The 22,254-nt window shown below is 44.7% G+C and carries 6 protein-coding genes and 2 tRNA genes; 7 read left to right on the top strand and 1 reads right to left on the bottom strand.

The genetic code is table 11. The features are described 5' to 3' along the window. Positions 1 to 61: 61 nt before the first annotated feature. The gene (locus tag GTK07_RS02155) at positions 62 to 1,747 is read right to left on the bottom strand and encodes a glutamine--tRNA ligase/YqeY domain fusion protein (protein WP_163632577.1); all 1,686 of its coding nucleotides are present in this window, start codon (positions 1,745 to 1,747) and stop codon (positions 62 to 64) included. Between the two features lie 264 nt (positions 1,748 to 2,011). Between GTK07_RS02155 and GTK07_RS02150 the strand changes: the two genes are divergently transcribed. The 7 genes from GTK07_RS02150 to GTK07_RS02120 all read left to right on the top strand — a co-directional run bounded on the left by GTK07_RS02150 (position 2,012) and on the right by GTK07_RS02120 (position 22,227). After that, entirely contained in the window at positions 2,012 to 4,273 is a 2,262-nt protein-coding gene (locus GTK07_RS02150; protein WP_163632575.1) for a T9SS type B sorting domain-containing protein, read from the top strand. Between the two features lie 6 nt (positions 4,274 to 4,279). After that, complete coding sequence (locus GTK07_RS02145; protein ID WP_163632573.1) at positions 4,280 to 6,361, top strand: PorP/SprF family type IX secretion system membrane protein; 2,082 nt, start codon at positions 4,280 to 4,282, stop codon at positions 6,359 to 6,361. Positions 6,362 to 6,371: 10 nt separating this feature from the next. Then, positions 6,372 to 20,555, top strand: coding sequence for a T9SS type B sorting domain-containing protein (locus GTK07_RS02140; RefSeq protein WP_163632571.1), 14,184 nt, complete (start codon positions 6,372 to 6,374; stop codon positions 20,553 to 20,555). Between the two features lie 19 nt (positions 20,556 to 20,574). Then, a complete protein-coding gene (locus GTK07_RS02135; protein ID WP_163632569.1) occupies positions 20,575 to 21,525 on the top strand; it encodes a PorP/SprF family type IX secretion system membrane protein in 951 nt (316 codons plus the stop codon). 45 nt (positions 21,526 to 21,570) lie between these two features. After that, positions 21,571 to 21,927 carry a dihydroneopterin aldolase gene (gene folB, locus GTK07_RS02130; protein ID WP_163632567.1) on the top strand — a complete coding sequence of 119 codons (357 nt, stop codon included), beginning with the start codon at positions 21,571 to 21,573 and terminating at the stop codon, positions 21,925 to 21,927. A gap of 61 nt (positions 21,928 to 21,988) precedes the next feature. Beyond that, positions 21,989 to 22,060, top strand: a tRNA-Cys gene (locus tag GTK07_RS02125). A gap of 96 nt (positions 22,061 to 22,156) precedes the next feature. Continuing rightward, positions 22,157 to 22,227: transfer RNA gene (locus GTK07_RS02120), tRNA-Cys, on the top strand. The last annotated feature ends 27 nt before the right edge of the window (positions 22,228 to 22,254 follow it).

Here is a 22,254-nt window from a genome sequence, read left to right as displayed (position 1 = left end):
TCGTTTCAATTTCAATAAAATAAACTGATTGTTATTTTGTTTAAAATAAGGAATGGTTATACTACTCCTTTTGTTCCAATTTGGCCCAAGTGTCCCTTAAAGTTACGGTTCTATTAAAAACCATTTTGTCCTTGGTTGAATCCCTATCCACATTAAAATATCCCATACGCTGAAATTGGAATTGCTCCCCAACTTGGGCATCCCTTAAACTAGGTTCCAAATAACCGGTTATTTTTTCCAATGAATCCGGATTTACAAAATCCATAAAATCCTTATCCTTGTGTCCATCAGGAGTTTCATCCGTGAAAAGACGATCGTACAAACGAACTTCTGCGGTAATGGCATGGGGAATGGATACCCAATGCAGAGTTCCTTTCACCTTTCTAAGACTTTCCTCGGTACCTGAACCACTTTTGCTCAATGGATCGTAGGTACATTGAACTTCGATCACATTGCCTTCACTGTCCTTGGTGCAGCTGTTGGCTTGAATAATGTAACCATTCTTCAATCTTACTTCACCGCCGAGCTTTAACCTAAAGAATTTCCTGTTGGCATCCTCCCTAAAGTCCTCCTGTTCAATATACAACTCCCTTGAAAATGGGACTTTCCTGAATCCGGCCGTTTCATCCTCGGGATTGTTTTCCGCGTCTAGCCATTCCTCCTTACCTTCTTCGTAGTTGGTAATGACCACTTTTAAAGGACTTAGAACAGCCATAACCCTAGGGGCAATCTTGTTCAAATGCTCCCTGGCGTGAAACTCGAGTAGCGATACATCCACCACATTCTCACGTTTTGCTATTCCAATGGTGTCCGCAAAGTTCTTAATCGATTCAGGGGTATATCCTCTTCGTCTTAGCCCGGAAATAGTGGGCATCCTGGGGTCATCCCAACCGGCCACCACTCCACTCTCCACCAATTGGAGCAACTTTCTTTTGCTAACCACCGTATGGCTCAGGTTTCTTCGGGCAAATTCTCGCTGTTTCGGACGTAATTTTTCCTTAGATACCAATTGGTCCAAAAACCAGTCATAAAGTTCCCGGTGTGGTAAAAACTCAAGCGTACAAAGGGAATGCGAGATTTGTTCAATATAATCACTTTCCCCGTGTGTCCAATCATACATAGGATAAATACACCAATCGGTATTAGTTCTGTGATGAGCCTTGTGCAATATGCGGTACATCACCGGGTCTCGCATCAACATATTGGATGACGCCATATTGATCTTGGCCCGCAGCACATGTTCCCCTTCCATGAAATCTCCATTTTTCATGCCTTCAAAAAGCCGAAGGTTCTCCTCAATGGTACGATTCCGAAATGGACTGTGTGTACCAGGCTCCGTTGGAGTTCCTTTTTGACTGGCAATTTGTTCCGAAGTTTGACTATCAACATATGCTTTTCCATCCTTGATCAACTCAACCGCCCAATCGTACAACTGCTGAAAATAATCGGATGCATAGCATTCCGTATCCCACTCATATCCTAACCAGGTAACGTCCTTCTTGATGGCATCTACATACTCCTTTTCTTCCTTTGCGGGATTGGTATCATCAAAACGAAGATTTACGGGGGCATTATACTTCAAACCCAAACCAAAATTGAGACAAATGGAGCTGGCATGACCAATGTGAAGATACCCATTTGGTTCGGGCGGAAAACGGAACCTTAATTGGTCCTTTTCATACCCTGTCCTAAGGTCCTCTTCAATGATATGCTCTATAAAATTCAGCGATTTAACTTCTTCCGCCATATTCAAAATTTGAAGCGCAAATGTAGCAAAATCAACCGTTCAACGCTATTATTTGTGCTTTAGTCTATACAAAGTACGCTATTTCACAACACTTTTAGCATCACCCACAACAATATCTTTCGGTTCGATGAAATTCGGGACATATTTGTTATTGGAATACTATATGGAATCGTAACGCCTGAGAACCGTTGCGAAGAACAAATACATTAAGGGGCACAAACTAACAGGGCATTATTGCCCATAACCTCTTAAAAACTAACGGTGATGAAAAAAAGAAGTTCAACCTATGGTATTCCGTTCTTGGCCTTGGCCACTTTGCTCCTATTGGGTATGGGGGCGAAGGCCCAAGTGCTGAACAAACCTACCCCTGCGGATAACCCAAACCTTGCGGGAAACTCAGCGTGGACGGCCGCTTGTGCTTCCGCCAGTTTTAACGAGTATTTTGTGAACTTTACCTGGAACCCACCATTGGTGGCCTCCAACAACGAATTTATCCTGGAACTTTCCGATGCCAACGGTTATTTTAGCAACCCCGTTGAATTGGCACGGGTAAGCGATAAAAACACAACTTTCGACTTCGAGTTCCAGTTTGCCCTTCCTACGGACATTAGGGGAGAAAATTTCAAATTTAGGGTAAGAAGTACCTATCCTGCCAAGACAAGTCCGGCTTCCGATGCCTTCTCCATGTATTTTATTGACTACAATTCCCCTTTGCTTATCAGCGAAAATGGAAGTGGTTCAATTCCGGCTGGAGGACAGATCTCACTTTGTGGTGGAGGTTCCGTAACCCTTAAACCACATAACATTCCTAATGCAAGTTCTTATTTGTACAACTGGTACCGTAGTGGCACCCTATTGGCCGAAAAGTCGGAAAGCATCACCGTTTCCGACCCAGGCATGTACTATGTGGAGTTGGATTATGGTTCTGTTTGTTCGGGATCTGCCAATACGTTGTCCAATACCATAGAAATCACCACCGGAACAAGCACGGGTATTGCTATTACGGGTAGTAGTGCCGTTCAAATTTGTCCAGGTGACACCCAAGTGTTGCAAGCCAATATTACCGGAATGGGCTATAAATATACTTGGTACAAGAACAATACTGTGGTTAGTGGACCAACCGTTGAGGGAAGTTCCTATACTGTAAATGCCAATACTGCCGGGTTTGAAGGCTCTTATGCCGTAGAAATTAGTGGTACTGGCGTTTGCATTGAAAAATCGGCTCCAGTAACCGTAACCAGTGCCGGTGATTTTGAAGTGACCCTTCAAAATGCCGAAAACATTGTGTTGTTGCCTTCTCAAACCAAAACCTTATCTGTTTCTTCAACCGCTTCATCACCCACGTACCAATGGTTTAAGGATGGTGCCGCAATTTCCGGAGCAACCAATAATTCCTTGGTAGTCAACACTATTGGCGAATATTATGTTGAAGTGACCGAAAATGGAGGGCCTTGTTCTTCCGCTCCAAAATCATCTGCCATCACTACAATGGTATCTCCGGATTCCTTTGAATTGGTAGTGGATTTTGTGGGGACCTATGCTTCTTGTGAAAATACAGATGCCACCTTAAGCCTTACCACAATTAACGCGGTAAGTGATAACGGTACCAAAACAGATGTTACCGCAGATTTACAGGCATCCTTTACTTATCAGTGGAAATGGAACGGAACTAACATAAGTGGAGAAACAGCTAAAACCATTACTGTTTCCGATCAGGCCAAAAACGGAACCTATCAATTATCAGGAACCGTTGGTGCTTTCAATGCGGTTTCTAACAACCTAGACCTAAAATTAGCATCAAACCAAAACCTTGTCATCACCTCTAACGGAACAGTTTACTGTGATGGAGGAGATGCCATTGTATTGGAAAGCTCTATTGATCTAAGCAGCGAGACCTTTACTTGGAAAAAGGACGGTACCGTTGTGAATAGTTCATCAGCAAGTCTAACCGTGGGACAACCAGGTGTTTATCAATTGATTATCACCAGCAATGATTGCCCAATAGTATCCAACCAAGTGACCATTACTCCTTTTGATGCTTCCTTGTTGGTTTTGGATAAATCCAGTGACCTAGTCATCATCGAAGGAGAAACCGGGACCATTACCGCTAGTGGTGCCGATTCCTACGAATGGTATGATGCTGGTAACAACTTGATTTCAACAGATAATTATTATGGCTTCCAAACCGAAGGTCAGTACCTATTGGTAGCCAACTTTGGAACCTGTACCGTAAGCAAAGTAATTACGGTATCCTATAGAGATATGTTCGCCATACCCAATGTCATCACCGCCAACGGTGACGGTATCAATGATCTATGGGTATTGCCCAACACTTATTCAAGAGACCCCAATGTTCTTGTTACCATTTTCAACGAAAGAGGAGAACAAGTATTTAGCCAAGCAGGCTATGAGAACAACTGGCCACAGTCCACCACAACGTTCAACAAACAAAGCATGATCTTCTACTATAAGATCACACGGGGTGGGAAAAGCCTGAAACAAGGAACCATCACTGTTATCAAATAAACAGCAATGCAAACCAAAAAACCTCTACTACTATTCACATTCATCTTTCTTCTTGTCTTCTCCGGAGTGCGGGGACAGGAAGAGGATCCCTATGTACCATATAACGTCCCATCTCAAAACCTCCTGAAATTCAACAGGTTCTTGATTAACCCAACGTTTTCAACGGTACGTGAGGACAAATCCTATATCAATTTGTTCCACAGGAACCAATCGGTATCTTTTGATGACAACAACCAGGTTTACTTCTTGAGCTACAGTGGCCGGGTAAGTGACAGGAGTGGTGTTGGGGTAAGTCTCTTTACAAATAGGGAAGGGGTTTTCAACAATTTTGGTGTGCATGCCAACTATGCTTACGGAGTGCGTTTGAGCCCTAAGAGCACTTTCACCTTTGGTGCAAACGTAAGCTATTACCAAAGTGCCCTTAACCAAGATCGTATCAATTCTGTTGATTTGGATCCCTATCTGAGCACTCTTGAAAGCAGTTCCTTGGTGACTTTCCAACCTGGTTTCAATTTTTCCTTCGGGAATTTTGATATTGGTGGTTTTGCCGAAAACCTATTTGATTACAACCTGAAAACCAGTGAATCGGTCACCGAATTTGCGGACAAAACCTATTCAGGCCACCTACAATATACCCATCAGTTTAAAAATGGTGCGGGTATCATGGAACGCGCTCGGTTGATGCCTTTGGCAAGGATTAGAAAAGTAGGGGACCAAAACCTGGTACTTGGTGGTAACCTTATTCTTGACCTTCCAAAATTGGGTTGGGTTCAAGGGGGTTATGACGACTATTATGGTGCCTCTGCAGGGCTTGGTTTTAACCTGACCAAGAATATTTCCTTGGGTTATACTGTGGAAAAAGGATTGAGCAACGAATTTGAAAACTTCGGGGTCACCCATGAAATCTCATTGGCCTACTCCTTTACGCCGAACTTAACAGAAGATCGGGTTATGCTCGAAAATGACAACGAGGATTTGGTATCCAATGAAGAAAATGTTCCTCAAGATAGCTTGAACATTACCGATAAAGACCTTGAAATTGCTCAATTAAAGGACAAGCTGGCCGAAAACGATGCCATCTTGGATGAATTGTTGATGCGCCAAGACTCCATAGAGACCAACAGAAGACAGGATCTTGAAAGACGTTTTGAAACCGTAATGAAGATGGTGCAACGCGAGACCCGAGGTCAAAACCCTGCGCTGGAGGAAAAGGCCAAGGAAGTCTATTTCGCCAACATGGACACTTCGGATGTGGTTTCCAGAAAAACACAGCCTTTGGCCAACCATGGGCTTACGAATAGCACTTCTACCAAAAAGGTCATCAAAATAAACAAAAACAAGAGCAATGCCCTTTTGGCACAAACCCCTGTAAACAAAGACAATACCTATAGGACATCTCCTCCAAAAACCAATAAGGTCTATTTCAAGGCGCACAATGTTCCCAATGTAGAAAGTGGGCATTATTTAATTGCCAATGTGTTCAAAGATCCTAAAAACGTGGATCAATTTGTGGAAAACCTAAGGGCACAGGGCTTGGATGCCGATTACTTCCAAAACCCAAAAAATGGTCTAAACTACGTGTACATCGGTGATTTCGAAAACAAAAAAGAAGCCTTGAACGCTTATCATACCAAAATGGACGGTAAATACCAAGGTGATGCATGGATCATGAACGTTAACGGTGGGGCCGATACAACCATTGGAGGATTGAACACTGCAGTTGCCAACAATAATAGCTCTAAATATGGAAGTACCGTTCTATCCAAAAATGTGGCAAATACAGTATTGGGCCATGGAAAAATGAATATGGCGGTGAAAACCGCTTCCATTGATGGGCTTCCTTCCGGTTTTTATATCATAGCCAGTGTATTTGAAAGCTCTTCCAACGCTAGATATTTTGTAAAAGAACTGAATTCCAGAGGATTAAACGCAAGTTACTTTGTAAATCCAAATGATGGTCTACGTTACGTATACCTTAAAAAACATGAAACTTGGGGCAACGCCCTAACCTCATACTACTCCAAACTAAACGCCTCGTATGATGACGACATGTGGATCATGCGAGTAAAACCAAACACAACCGCATAGAACCAAACCTATGAAACAATCTCTACTCAGATGGGGCATTGCAGCCTGTATTCTCTTGTTTTACTTTACAGGTGGGGCTCAAGTAAAGAACAACTTTGAGGTTCGATATGAAAACAAACTCAAAGGTGATCTTACCTTTATTGCCAACAATATAGTCAACAGGGATGGGAGCACAACAGAACCTGAGGACCCATACAATACCACTGGAAGTAATTCGTCCTACAACGACGACTTAAACATGCAATATATTGATATTGACAGTGACCCCACAACCTTTAGTTCGAGCAGTGCCACTTTGTCCGTTCCAGATCCTTCCTGTTCTTTGATCAGATATGCTGGCCTTTATTGGTCGGCAGTTTACAAAGAAACCGATAGGAGTGACTTCAACCAAGTAAAATTTCAGGTCCCAGGGGGATCATATGTAAATCTTACGGCGGATGAAATCTTGTTCGATGGATACAACGACCCCGATTTTGGGAACTATAGCCCTTATGCCTGTTATAAGGACGTCACCTCTTTATTGACAGCACTTCCCAATCCTGATGGTGAATATTTTGTGGCCAACGTACGGGCCAGTTCTGGTAGCAGCATTACCGGAGGTATCTCAGGTGGTTGGTCCTTGGTGGTGGTCTATGAAAACCCAACTTTACCCGGTAAATACATCACCACTTTTGATGGGTATGCGGGTATTAAATCCGGGCAAACCGTAGATATCCCTTTTAGCGGATTTACCACATTGCCTGCTCCATTCCCGGTAAATGCGAAGCTGGGGGTTGCTGCCCTAGAGGGCGATAACCGAATCACCGGTGATCAATTGGCCATAAAGGCAGATAGCAATGGCTCCTTTACAACATTGTCCAACACGGCCAACCCATCAAACAACTTTTTTAACAGTAACATTACCAATGAAGGTTCCATCGTAACCACCCGTAACCCAAACAGCACCAACACTTTGGGATGGGACGTAGACCTTTTCACCATACCCAACCCCAACCAAGCGGTAATCCCAAACGATGAGACGGGAGCAACACTGCGAGCATCTTCAACCCAAGATAAATACGACATATTCTTTACCTCTTTGGATGTAGAGATCATAGAGCCTTTGATGAACTTGGCCAAAACGGTAGAGGACATTGGAGGTAACGACATTACGGGCCAAGGGGTACATTTGGGCCAATATCTGGACTATGTCCTTCGATTCCAAAACGTGGGTAATGACGATGCGATAAACTATACCATCAGGGACGTTCTCCCTATCAACGTTACCTTGGATGAATCCAGCATAAACATGCCTGCCGGAGTGACCTATACGTATGACCCATCTACCCGAACCATCATATTTACCATACCGAACAGCATTGTTGAGGAAGGTGACCCGTCAGCTACCATCCGTATGCGTGTACAAGTGGCTGAGAACTGTTTCGACTTTATTGACGCCTGTACGGACATCATCCAAAACTTGGCATATTCTACTTATCAAGGAGCCATCAATACCGCCCAGATTACCGACGACCCGAGTGTCTCCGATTTTGACGGTTGTGGATTTGGAACACCAGGTGCAACCAACTTTTTGTTGGACGACCTAAGCGCTTGTAACTTCAGCAGGACGGTGCAGCTTTGTGGTGACGATGTGCTATTGGATGCTGGTGACAACTTTGACAATTACATTTGGTATAAGGACGAAAATGGAAACGGTCAAATTGATTTGGGCACGGACACGGTGATTACCGATGCCGATTCCGACAACGATCCTAGTACCATGTTGGTTACCGAAGTAGGAACCTACATCGTTGACAAACAGGTTGCCGATCCGTGTAAGGATTTTGAGGAGACCATTATCGTAGAGCTTTTTGGTTCGGTACAATCCAACCCGATTACGGCATTGATCAACGACACCTCCAACACCATAGATGGAGATATAATCGTTTGTCCGAACGATGGTAGCGAGACTCCGGAAATCTTTCTTTGTGGTTTGAACGATACCGAGCTGATCCAGATTAATATACCAGATGCCACCAGTATAGTATGGCAACAATTGGACGAGGCCAGTTGTGCCGCAGTAACAGATGGTTGTGCCAATACCAATGCAAGTTGTACCTGGAACACGGTTGATACCGGAAATGACTTTTTGGCTTCCAATTCAGGCCAATACCGTTTGGTAATCAATTATCAAAACGGATGTTTTAGCCGGTTCTATTTCAATATTTATAAAAACCCGCTAGATCCCCAATATACTTCAAGCGATATTATTTGTAACACGCCTGGTAACATTACGGTGACCAACATGCCGTTGACCTACGAGTTCCAATTGCGAAACCAAACCACAGGTACGGTTTTGGTTCCTTATCAATCCAGCCCAAGCTTTGACATTGCCACTAATGGTGCATACATGGTTGAAATGAGACAGCAAGGCGTTACCGATGGTTGCGTATTTGTCTTGGACAATATCGGGATCTTGAACAGGGACTTTCAAGTAGATATTACCGCCCAAGATCTGTATAACTGTACCGGAATGGGAGAAATTGCCATTTCTGTACTCAACGTTGAGGCTCAATATTACTATGAAATATCTTCAGGAGGTACGGTCATCGACACATATGGGCCGTCTCTGGACAACAACTATACGTTTGAAAATTTAAGTGATGGGGTCTACGATGTTTCCGTATCAACCGATGATGGTTGTGCCTACACGGAACAAGTTACCATCGCAAATTTGCTGGATCTAGAATTAACAGCAAGGGTTTCACAGCACATAACCTGTAAGGAAGGTAATATTCTAATGGAATCCTCTGGCGGTAAAACACCACACCTGTATGCTATTTGGTCATTTGTGGACGAGGATGGAAACACTGTTACTTCCTATCCATCGGTAGCGGACATTCCTGCTTCCGCATTTCAGACCAGCCAGATTTTCGATATCTATGATCCAGGGGATTACACTTTTGTGGTCATCGACAGATACAACTGTTATGATATCTCAAATACTGTTACCATTGAATTCAGGCCCGCTGCCGACTTTAATGCAACCTCAACAACTGATGTGTTGTGTTATGGCGATGCTACCGGTTCCATTGCATTCAATCTAATAAACAGTAATGGCTACCAACTAACTTATTATTTGTTTGATGCTACCGGCTTTGACGAGGATAACTATAGCTATGCTAATGCTTTGGCCACCAACGCTTCCGGAAACTTCCCCGGTTTGGCAAGTGGCGATTATGTAGTGGTTATCAACCAAAGAAAAGGTAGTGCGTCTTGTGATTATTTTGAATACCATACCATTTCTGCGCCTTCCTTTGCCTTGGATGCAGATGCTGTTTTGGTACAAGGATACTCTTGTTTGCAAGATGGTATTATCGAAGCGCAGAATGTTACAGGAGGGACCGCTCCATACCAATATAGTATTGACGGGGTCACCTTTGGCGCCTCTCCAACGTTCCCCAACTTAACCGATGGAACATACAGCATCACCATAAGGGATGAAAACGGATGTACTTTCGTGACCAACTCAATTACCATCGATCCTTTGGATCCACCAACGGATTTGAGTTTCTCGGCCACCAATCCAATTTGTCCAACATTTGTTTCCGATGTAACGGTAACACCAACTGGTGGCACACCTAATTTGGTATACGAAATCATTTCCCCCGCGGGAAGTGCTGTGAACAATGGAAACAACGCAACTTTTGCCGGTTTGTCACCAGGAACCTATATGTTCCGGGTTACCGATGCAAACGGATGTTCTTATGACGAATCGTTCACCATTGATCCCGTTACCGAAATTTCAGTAGTGGGTCAATTAATAGGTAATATAACCTGTTTTGGGGCTAGTGATGGTGAATTGCTATACACCGTTGCAGGCTTTAACACCGATTACGATTATAACATTACCGGTCCTGCCAACTTCTCCGGAAGTGCACAGACCAACGGTACTATTTCCTTGACAGGACTGGCCGAAGGAACCTACACCATTACGGTAACCGATAACTTTACAACCTGTACCGATACGGCTGATGTGACCATTGCCGCTCCACCAGCTGCTATTTCGGCTCCCGTTACCGTTAACCAACCCACTTGCGTGGCCGATGGTGATGCTACCATTGTAGCTTCCGGAGGATGGGGAAGCTATACCTACGAAATTACAAATGCTCCTGCTGGTTACGTACTTACTGGACCGCAGTCCAATGGATTGTTTGCCAATTTGACCATAGGGGGAACCTATACTTTCACGGTTACCGATGCCAATGGCTGTGTGTTTACAGATACTTTTGACATTATTCAAGCCGTGGCACCCGTTTTGGCCATTGTTCCCAATGATATTTGTTATGACGACGCGGTGGGATTGACCCTTACTGCTAATGTAACTTCAGGAGGAGATGGTAATTACGAATACAGTTTGAATGGCGGTCCGTATGGAACTAGCAATGTGTTCACTGGATTGGGCCCTGGTACCTATACCATTTCTGTGAGAGATGGCAACGACTGCTTCGATTCCGAGACCATTACTATTGATCCCGAATTGAGTGTAGTGGCTTCGGCCCCCAATATTACGGCTTGTACCACCGATACCGATGTGACCATTACCGCCGCTGGTGGCGATGGAAACTATGTGTATGCCGTGGTGGCCAATGGTGTTGCTCCAACCGCTGGGGATTTTTCAACTACAAACCCAGTATCCGTTACAGGTGCTGGAGATTACGATGTTTATGTAAGGGATAATGGCGGTGCTTCAGGATATTGTGAGGCAACTTATGATATTACGATTACACAAGACCCTCCATTGGTGATTTCTGTGGTGGACACCGGTATTCTGTGTAGTGGAGAGTCTCAAGCCCAGATTACCATTACGGCTTCTGGCGGGGAAGCGCCTTATATGTACAGTATTAACAATGGTGCAACTTATCAAACCTCCAACACGTTTGTTAACCAGCCAGCTGGTAGTTACAACATTAGGGTTAGGGATGCCAACAATTGTGTGGTAAACCAAATCTATACCATAACCGAACCTTTGACACTTTCTGCCTCTGCAGCGGTTACCGCTCTTGCTGAATGTTACCCAGGTATGGGGGCCGAGGTAAGGATTACCAATGCTATCGGGGGCACCGCTCCTTACGAATACAGTTTTGACGGTGGTTCCACTTATGGCGCCAGTTCTATCGGGTACCTGCTTCCAGGTACGCACACCCTATACATTAGGGATGCCAACTTGTGTAGCTATCCTATGACGGTTACCATTGACCCAGAACCAACCCCTCCAACTGCCACTACCGCTATTGACTATGAGTGTGATGGTGAGGGAACCATTACGGTGACTCCTAGCAGCACTGACTTTGACTACACTTACGAAATTGATGGCAATCCCAACACGCCCAATACATCAAACATTTTTACGGATGTAGCCGTTGGCAGCCATACCATTACCGTAAACTATACCAGCAATATTGCGCCATCCCCCAGTGTGTTGCTTCTGGAAACCTTTGGAACTGGTCCAAATACCAGTATTCCCGAAGTAGATCCAGCCTATTGCTACGAACCGCAAAATGGTGCCGTGAATTCATGTGGTTGGGGTATTGACACCCACATTCAGGATGGAGAATACTCTGTTACCCAGACCATCGTAAATCCTTATGGAACATGGTTGAGTCCAAATGACCATTCTGGCTTAGCCAATGGTCGATTCTTGGCTATGAACGTTGGAGGAGCGGTAGGTCCAAACGGAATCATTTATGCCAAAAGAAACATTGAAGTGGTGGCCAACAGGGACATTACCATTTCCCTTTGGGCCTTCAACCTTTTGAGAACAGGAACCAGTGGAGCTGATCCCGATATCGACATTCAATTGGTAGATGGTGGCGGAACCGTTATTGCGAGCACTACCACAGGAAATGTCCCCAAAAACAATGGTGCCAACGACTGGCAAAATTATACGGTAACCCTTAATCCAGGCGCCAATACCAATCTCGACATTGTTATCAGGACCAATTCTGCTGTAACCGGTGGAAACGATATCGCCATAGATGATATTGAAGCCTTCCAAACCCCGGAAGTTTGTACAGATTCCTTGACTTTGAACGTTACCGTGGAAGACGGACATGCTTTTGATGCTGCCATTACCAACTTCACCAATCTTACTTGTAACGGTGCGGCTGATGGCTCCATCGCTTTTGAGGCTGAAAATTTTGACCCTGCTACCGGATTTACGTATCAAGTGGATGGTGGCGCGGTTTCCGCGGCCCAATTTGCCAGCCCGATAACCGTTAACGGATTAACAGCAGGCAACCATACCATCACCATTGTAGACCTTAGGGATCCTGCATGTTCCGTGGTGCTCAACCAAACATTGACAGAACCTGCGGTGTTGGATGTTACGGCTTCCATTACCACGCAATTGACCTGTACCAACGGAGGAGCGGTCATTACGGCTGCTGCCACTGGCGGCACCCCAACCTATCAGTACCAATTGGAAGATGGCGTTGGCGGAGTCTTGGTAGCTTTCCAATCCTCAACCGTTTTCAACGGCCTTACTGCCGGTGATTATGTGGTTAGGGCAAGGGATACCAATTTGTGTGAGGATGTTACCACGGTTATGACGGTTGTAGCCCCAATCCCGATTGTATTTACCACAACCCCAACAGCTTGTTATACTGGAAACAGTGATGGAAGCATTCAAGTTGATGTGACCAGTGGTAACGGAAACTATCAATTTAGCCTGAACGGAGGTCCTTGGATGACACCTACGCCATCTACCGGAACCACCTATACTTTTGGCAACCTGACCGCCGGAACCTATACCATTGACGTTCGTGATCAATATGGATGTCTTGGTGTACAACAGAACGTGACCATTGTGGATGCCTTGGTTGCCCAAGTGCAAGTAGTGGATATTTCTACTTGTGCGGATGGTAGCATTACGGTAACCGCTTCTGGAGGTTCACCTACTTTGCAATATGCATTCGTGTTGACGGGAGTTGACCCAACAGGTCTGTTCACGGCGTCCAATGTTTACACCATAACCACTGGTAATGACGGAACTTATGATGTGTACGTAAGGGATAATTCTGCTACTGCCCCATATTGTGAATATATGGAAACGGTGACCGTTAATCCTGGAGTGCCCTTGACCATGACCGTTACTCCAACCGACCCACAATGTCACGATGGAACGGGTTCTATTTTGGTGAACATTACTTCTGGCTTAGCACCTTACACCATTCAAATCATCGATTTGGACAATGGTGGAGCTTCCAACCAAACCAATACCAATGTACTGGCTTCAACCAGAACCTATTACAACCTAATGCCTGGCAACTATACCATTAATGTTACAGATGCCGCGGGTTGTACCATAACGGATACCCAAACAATCAATAATCCTGATGAATTGACCGGTGTTGTGAATGGAATCACTCCATCTTCCTGTACTGGTGACATCAATGATTTTGGATTTGGATTCTCAGGATATCCAACTACTTTGGGAACCATTGAATTCAGTGATGATGGTGGTACTACTTGGATCGGAGATAACTCTAACCCAGGTGTATCTGACCAATTCACAGGTTATACCTCAGGACAAACTGTTTATCCTTCCATGAGAACCGTGGATGGATTGGGGAACACCCTTTGTCAAACCGATCTACCTCCTTTTGTCATTCCTTATCCTTTGGATGATTTGGATATCACCATTTCTGCAGTGGTTGTTAATTGTAACGAACTTCAGGTAACCGTTCAAGGTGCGGAAGGTACTCCGGACTATCAATATGCGTATTCTGAAGAGCCCGGAACTTTCAACCCTGCAACTGCTGCGTGGACCACTCCTGCACAGGATGAATTTACTCCTTATGTGTTTACAGGTCTTGTTCCTGGTAGAACCTATGTGTTCTATGTAAGGGATGCGGCAGGTTGTGTGCGCCAAAGCAATGTGGATGTAAACGACTTGATTACCGTTCCTTTGGAAATTACCACTGCGCTTACTCCTTCCTGTTTTGGAATGAACAACGGTAGTATTACTTATACTGTTACCGATAACCAAGCACCATTTGGAAACCAATTCAGATGGACTGTTTATGATATTTCTTCTGGAAGCCCTGTTGCCGTTGCCAATAGTGGTGGCAATATTGCGTATTCCTCTCCACAGGATGTAACCGTAAACAATTTGCCTGCCGGTACTTACTTTATTGAAGTTGTTGAAGTTGATGGTGGTGTAGATAGTTGCGTTGGTGCTACTGAAAATGCCCTTTTACAAGAATTGGATCCATTGACCGGTACTCCGGTGGTGCTTCAGAATATTACCTGTGATGCTCCAGGATTGATCCAGATCCAAAATCCACTTGGGGGTGGGGGCATTTACACCTATACTGTTACAGGTCCTGCCGGATTTACGACCATTACTTCAACATCCGATAACCCTATAGAGATTCCTGCCAATTCACCAGCTGGAAACTACGATATCACCATGGAAGACCAATTTGGTTGTGGGGTGAATTTGGGAACTGTGCCATTGACCTTGACACCAAACCCAACTATTGACAGTGTTGTTATAGACAATTGTGCCACTCCGATTACGGTGACCATCAATGCCACCAGTGCCGCTGCCCAAATCTTCTATTCTTTGGATGGTGGAGCAACTTATGTGGACAATGGTGGTGTATTTACTAATGTGGCTCCTGGGACTTACAATGTCGCCATCCTTGATAGTAATGGATGTATGGATACCGACACCATTACGGTACATGCTCCACTAGAATTTACGGCCATTCAAACTGTTGCTTTGGATTGTGAGCCGGGCTCCGCTGCCAATGCAGAAATTGAAATTACAGTAATTGCTGGATCTGGAAATTACGAATACATGATAGATGGTCCGGGAACGAACGACCAGACTAGAACGGTGCTTCCATCCAATCCATTTACGTGGACTGCCGCTGCCGCTGCCGGTAGTTATAGTGTAATAGTGTTCGATATGGGCACCGCTCCGCCGAACTGTTCCAAAACCATTACAGTGGAAGTACCGGATGCACCCCTGCCTTCCTTTACAGAAACCCATATGGATGTGAGCTGTTTTGGTGGAAGCGATGGTAGCATTACCCTTCACGAAATTGATAATGGAATCAATCCGTTGACCTACACGCTTACCCCAATGCCAGCGGGTGCCGTATTGAACGGTACCACTTTTGAAAACCTTCCTGCGGGCACTTATAGTGTTCGTGGTGTGGGAGCTAACAGCTGTTTCGTGGACATATTCGATATTATCATCAACGAGCCTGCGGCCATTGCGGTTCCTGCTCCAACGGTTGTTGAGTTCGGCTGTACCGCAGGGAACAATACCAATAATGCCACTATTACTGTGGATACTGCTTCCATCACTGGAGGTAGTGGAACCTATGTTATCTATGAATTTATCAACGATGCTGGTTCTGTAGTGGTACAAGCTGGTAGCAACCCTGTTTATACAGAAACCAATATCAACGGTGGCAGCTATACCATCAACGTTTATGATGAAAATGGCTGTTTGGGTACAACCACAGCCGTAATTGCTCCGTTTGATAGTTTGGACTCCGCTAATATTGTTGTGGATGCCGTTGCTACTTGTGTAACGGGTGAAGATATCACCATCACGGCCATTGGTTCCATCACCAATTCAACTACCGACCCTGCCAACTATGAGTTTAGGGAACTGCCATCTGGTACTTTCCAAGCTTCTGGTAGCTTTACCGGTCTTTCTGTTGGTGTTCATTACTTTGAGGTGAGAAACACCGTAACAGGATGTATCCTAACCGTTTCCCACGAAGTGGCGGACCCAGAAGTGTTAGATCTAATGGTTGTGGGCACCACCAACATCACCTGTTATGGTGATACAGATGGTACGGTAGAATTGAACTTGGTTGATGGGTCTAGCGTAACCTACGCAAGTGCAACCAGCTATACGCTTTATTACGATGTAAACCACACGCCGACCAACTTGGGCGATGATGTAGTGACCACCGGATCTGATGCCGATGGAAGCTTTACCATCACTGGCCTCGCGGCAGGTACATATTATATTGAAGTGACCGATACCAACCCTCCAGGTTCTGCCTGTGTGTACAGTGAATCGTTCAACATTGCTGGTCCTGCTGCTGCCATTACAGGTGCAACCGTGGTAACCGATATTACCTGTTTGGGTAATGATGGCGAAATCCAGGTGACCAATGTGTCCGGTGGATGGGGTGGATATTCCTATTACGTGGGAACCACAAGTCCTGCTGGTCCTGGCGATTACGTTGCCAGCCCAAGCTTTACCGGATTGGTTGTAGGAACTTATGAAGTATGGGTCATCGACTCAAGTGGATGTTCCCAAATGGTTGATACCGTTTCTTTGGTAGATCCAATGCCTATTACGGCCACATTACAGATCAACCAAGAGAATTGTACCAACCTTCAAGGTGAAATTGAAGTGGTTGGAACTGCAGGCGGTCAAGGTAGCAACTATACCTACCAATTGATCCGCAATGGTTCTAACATAGGATCTCCACAGACCAACCCAATATTCTCAAACTTGGGTGCCGGTTCTTACGAGGTGTTGATCGCGGATCAGTGGTCTTGTACTACTACTGTTGGACCAGTAGTATTGACCAATGCTATGACGGCCACATCAACTGTAGTAAAACCTATTGATTGTACCGTGGATCCAGGAGGTCAGATTACCATCAATGTAAGTGGTGGTTCCTCTAACTTGACCTTTGATGTGGTGTATCCTGATGGAATTACGACTGCCAGCAATGCAACGGGTATGTTCACAGGACTTATTCAGCCAGGTGTTTATACCTTCACCGTTACGGATAATGATACGGCCACACCTTGTACCTATGTGGTTACCCAAGAATTGGATGACAAGGTAGACCCTGTAATCAATGATGTACTAATAGATGATGTGAACTGTTTTGGTGGTTCAGATGGAAGTTTGACTGTGGTAATGGATCCTGCAACTGTGGTTGATCCTCTGTATACCTATGAGCTTTACCGAATGTCAAATTTGGGAACACCATACCGTTTTGCACAGTCTAGCTTGGTTTTCGATAATCTTCCTGCGGACAACTACCGTGTAAGGGTGATTTCTAGCAGGGCTTGTGAGGATACCTTCGATGTTACTGTTGGACAACCAACTCCTTTGACCGCTACTGCCGTAGCCACGGATTTTGTGTGTAACCCGAACAATTCGGTGAACACTTCAACCGTAACCGTTAGCCCGGTTGGTGGAACAGGACCTTATTTCTACAGTAGGAATAATGTAACCTTCCAATCTGCAAATACTTTTGCTGTAGTGGATACTGGGGTTGATCAAAACATCACCTTGTATGTAAGGGATAGCAACGGTTGTACCACCACAACTTCTGTGATGATACCAACTATCAACAAATTCAGTGTTGCCGTTACCCAGACCACAGCCATTAGTTGTGCCAATTACGAGGAAGTATTGTTGACCGTTACCGATAATGGTGATGTAGCCAATACCTATACGTTTGAATTGTTGCCAATTGGTAACACATATGGCGCACTGACAGGTACTCCAACGAGCACTACAGCTACATTCGAGTTGTACGCCCCTGGAACATATACCTTCAGGGTGACGGATAATGCTACCGGTTGTTACGTAACTACGGTGGCCTATACCATTCCGCCTTATGATACTATTGATGTTATTGCAACGGCTACTTCTCCTGCCATGTGTTTTGGAGATGCGGGTACTTTGGAAATTAATGTAACAGGCTATACCGGTGCTTATAACTATGAGGTTTTCATGGCCAACGGAACCACAACAGGTATCGTAGGAGCGGGAAATACCTCTACTAACCCATTGAGCATCACAGACCCTGCCTTGGTAGGTGGAAACTACTTTGTACGTGTTACCGAAACCGGTTATCCGTTCTGTGCCGAGGATTCCAATACCATCACCATCATATCTCCAAGTTCTCAGCTGGACGCTACCCCCCAACAAGTGGCAAGCGTAACCTGTACCAATGACCAAGGCGAAATATTGGTGGCTCCAACAGGTGGTTATGCGCCTTATGATATTATATTGACCAATACCACAACAACACAGGTATACACCATCAACGATGTACCGAGCTATGTGTTCACAGGCCTGTCAGCAGGTGTTTACCAAGTGCGAATCACCGATAATGGAGGATGTGAAATTATCCGAAATCTGACGTTAACCGAACCACTACCAATCACTGCCGATATTGATGCTGCACCTATTGACTTGACCTGTTACGGAGACGAAAGTGCTGCGGTATGGGCCTACAATGTGGCTGGAGGTGAAGGTTCCTATGTGTACCAGTTGAACATCTATGATGCAACGGGAACCAACATAGTCTTTACCACGGGTGAACAAGGTAATAACACCTTCACCGGATTAGGTGCTGGTATTTATAGCATCACCGTATCCGATGGATGGAACTGTAGTATGGAAACACCACAGGTGACCATCAACGAACCAACAGAAGTTATGGCTTCTTTGGTACAGGTTACTGAAATGACCTGTCTAAACGATGCCGAAATTAGATTGACCGCTTCCGGAGGAAATGGGTCATACGAATACAGTAGTGATAACATCAGTTTTACCCCAATGAGCGGAAACTCAGTGACGCTTACTGTAAGTGCCGGGGTTTACCAATTCTATGTGCGTGACACCAACGGTTGTGAGGCCGAAATCTCCAACCAGGTGAGCATAGATCCTATTCCGCCATTGACTTTGAATATTGACGAGTCTGCTGCCTTTATCAACTGTATGGGAGAAGCATCCGCTACCATCATCGCTTCGGCAACCGGTGGTTTAGGTAACTATAACTACGAATTGTTCGGTGATGCGGCCTTGACAAACTTGTTGGCTGGACCACAAACCAGTGGCACCTTCAACATGTTACCAGCCGGCAGCTATTATGTGCGGGTAATCAGTGACGACTGCGTTGAGGTATCCCCAGAAATCGTGATTGTAGATCCGGCTCCATTACAAGTTGATAATCAAGGTTTCACCAATGTTACCTGTTCAGGAATGGACGATGGTACCATTACTGTGGAAGTTTCCGGTGGTACTGGACAGATTCTTTATGCCATTTCACCAAACTTGGATCAATTTGATTCAGAAAATACCTTTACCGATTTGGCACCTGGCATTTATGATGTGATCGCTCAGGATGTGAATGGATGTTTCATCACCTTCCAGTTTGAGATTACTCAACCTGAACCGATTCAGGCCGAAGCAGTGAACATCATGCACGAAGTATGTTACAACAGTGCCGATGGTTCATTTGAATTACAGGTAACTGGAGGAACGGCTCCTTATGAAACCGCGTTGAACTCCAATGCAGATGCAGATTTTGTTCAAGACCAGTTCTTGTTCCAAAACTTGGCTGCCGGTACCCATGTGGTCTTTGTTAGGGACGCCCAAGGATGTGAAACCAATGTATTTGTTGAAATAGAGCCCGGTGTAAACCTTGCCGCTACCGTAACCCCAATGTATGAGTGTACGGGCAACATTCCGGATAATTATCTAAACATTGTGTTCGAAGATCCATCTGTTTCTGTTGATGTATTGTACGCTCTGGATTCCACCGATCCTGCTGATATGCAATTGACCGCCGATTATAGAAATATGACACCGGGCGACCATTATCTGACCATAGCACATGCCAATGGATGTATGATCACCTACGACTTTACCATTGAAGGTTACGAACCTTTGACATTGGTATTGGAGAACAACGTCATCAACCAGATTACGGCCATTGCCAACGGTGGAGTGGAAGATTATACCTTCTATTTCAACGACCACAATAATGGTACGGACAACACCTTCTTCATTAACCGTACCGATACCTACACGGTAACGGTTATCGATGAGAACGGTTGTGAGGTCCAGGCGGAGATATTTATGGAATTTATAGATGTAGAGTTCCCGAATTTCTTCACCCCTGACGGTGACGGATTGAACGATACTTGGATTCCGGATAACCTGGAAGGCTTCCCAGACGTACTAATTAAGATTTACGATCGTTATGGTAGAGTAGTGGAAGAGATGACCCGAGATACCCAAGGTTGGGATGGTGATTACGACGGTAAGCCATTGCCAACGGGAGACTACTGGTATGTAGTTAAACTGAAGGGTGATCTTGACGATCGTGAGTTCGTAGGCCACTTTACCCTATATCGACAATAACGCTTAACCTGCTAACCCCATGTTCAAAAAAGTATATTCAACCGTCCTCTTATTTTTATTGGCCCTTACGACCAAAGGACAAGAGTTGACCATACCACAGCTTTCACAATATATTGCAGACAACCCTTTTATTATGTCCCCGACCTATGCAGGTATCGGGGACCATATAAAGGTCCGTCTGAACGGACTTACACAGTGGGTTGGTATCAAGGATGCCCCTGATACCCAAACTTTGGCCGCAGACGCCAGGATCGGGAACCGATCAGGGATTGGTATGTTGCTCTATAACGATAGCAATGGGGAGACCAAACAAAGGGGTGCAAGGGTATCTTTTGCCCACCATTTGACCCTGGACAGGTATGACGATATCTTTCTATCATTCGGTATCTCCTATAACTTTAACCAGTTTAGGATCGATGTGGAGAATTTTACTGAAAACAACGGTCAGCTTCCCACAGATGATAAGGCAACCACCAACCATAACTTTGATCTCGGGGCCCTGTATCGTTACGGCAAATTCTATTTCAGTTTGAATGCCTCCAATATCCTCAACAAAAACTTGGAACGTTTCAATCCTACCTTTGAACCCAATACCCTCAGGAACTATTATGCATACACAGGGTATAGCATCATGAAGAACAAGAACAGTAAATTGGAAATAGAGCCCTCCATTTTCTTTCAATGGTTTGAAAGCGATGGGCGTTCCGTTACCGATCTTAATGCCAAGTTCCGCTTTCATGATTTTGAAGACTACTATTATGTAGGGCTTACCTATCGCTTTTTGAACGATCAATGGGGTGCCCCCTTGTATATTGCCCCAATAGCCGGATTCAAAAAGAACAACTTCTATTTTGGATATTCCTATCAGGTAATCACTAATGAAATTCTGGGATATAGCACAGGTACCCATGTGGTAACGGTAGGTATGGACCTATTCCAAGGTATAAGCAACTGTAGGTGTATGTATTGATTTAGGCCTATTTAACCTATTTTTGCCATTTTTAAAGGCATTTTCATGGGAAAAATTAGGCTAAGGAACATCAGGATACATTCCAACCATGGTTGTTTAAAAGAAGAGATGCTCATAGGTAGTGACTATAGAGTAGACCTTGAAGTGACTACCGATCTGGTAAGACCGGCATTATCCGATAAGCTTGATGAAACTGTGGACTATGTTCACCTGAACAACATTGTGAAAGAAGAGATGATGGTACGCTCCAATCTCTTGGAACATGTTGCCAAACGAATCTGTGACCGAGTTCTGGAAGAACTCTATGAAGTAACGGAAGTGGAGGTAGAGGTGGCCAAAATAAATCCGCCTATAGGTGGTGATGTGGAGAGTGTTTCGGTGAAACTCAGATTTACTCGATGAACCGCAGCCTTAGGAAAGGCCGCACTGTTAAACTTTTTTTAAATTTGTCTACAACAAAAACGGCATTGTGGTCGAATTGGATAGACAAAGTCCCGCAAGGATTTTAATGGTGGTTCGAGTCCACCCGATGCCTCAAAGATAAACTTTTTTGATAAAGTTATCATACTACTATTTAGATATTTTACCATCTAAAAATTCATAAAATATTTATAGCTTTGCCAACCAAAATGGCATCGTGGCCGAGTGGCTAGGCAGAGCTCTGCAAAAGCTTGTACAGCGGTTCGAATCCGCTCGATGCCTCAAAACCCAGTACTTAGTACTGGGTTT

This window comes from Flagellimonas sediminis, from assembly GCF_010500845.1.
Lineage (GTDB): Bacteria > Bacteroidota > Bacteroidia > Flavobacteriales > Flavobacteriaceae > Flagellimonas > Flagellimonas sediminis.
Note: the sequence above shows the minus strand (reverse complement) of the source record. Positions and strands in the feature narration are given on the sequence as shown.

What these genes read in the sequence shown, in the direction of transcription:
- GTK07_RS02155 (WP_163632577.1), bottom strand. Translation starts at nt 1,747, where the DNA reads ATGGCGGAAGAAGTTAAATCGCTGAATTTTATAGAGCATATCATTGAA.
- GTK07_RS02150 (WP_163632575.1), top strand. Translation starts at nt 2,012, where the DNA reads ATGAAAAAAAGAAGTTCAACCTATGGTATTCCGTTCTTGGCCTTGGCC.
- GTK07_RS02145 (WP_163632573.1), top strand. Translation starts at nt 4,280, where the DNA reads ATGCAAACCAAAAAACCTCTACTACTATTCACATTCATCTTTCTTCTT.
- GTK07_RS02140 (WP_163632571.1), top strand. Translation starts at nt 6,372, where the DNA reads ATGAAACAATCTCTACTCAGATGGGGCATTGCAGCCTGTATTCTCTTG.
- GTK07_RS02135 (WP_163632569.1), top strand. Translation starts at nt 20,575, where the DNA reads ATGTTCAAAAAAGTATATTCAACCGTCCTCTTATTTTTATTGGCCCTT.
- folB (WP_163632567.1), top strand. Translation starts at nt 21,571, where the DNA reads ATGGGAAAAATTAGGCTAAGGAACATCAGGATACATTCCAACCATGGT.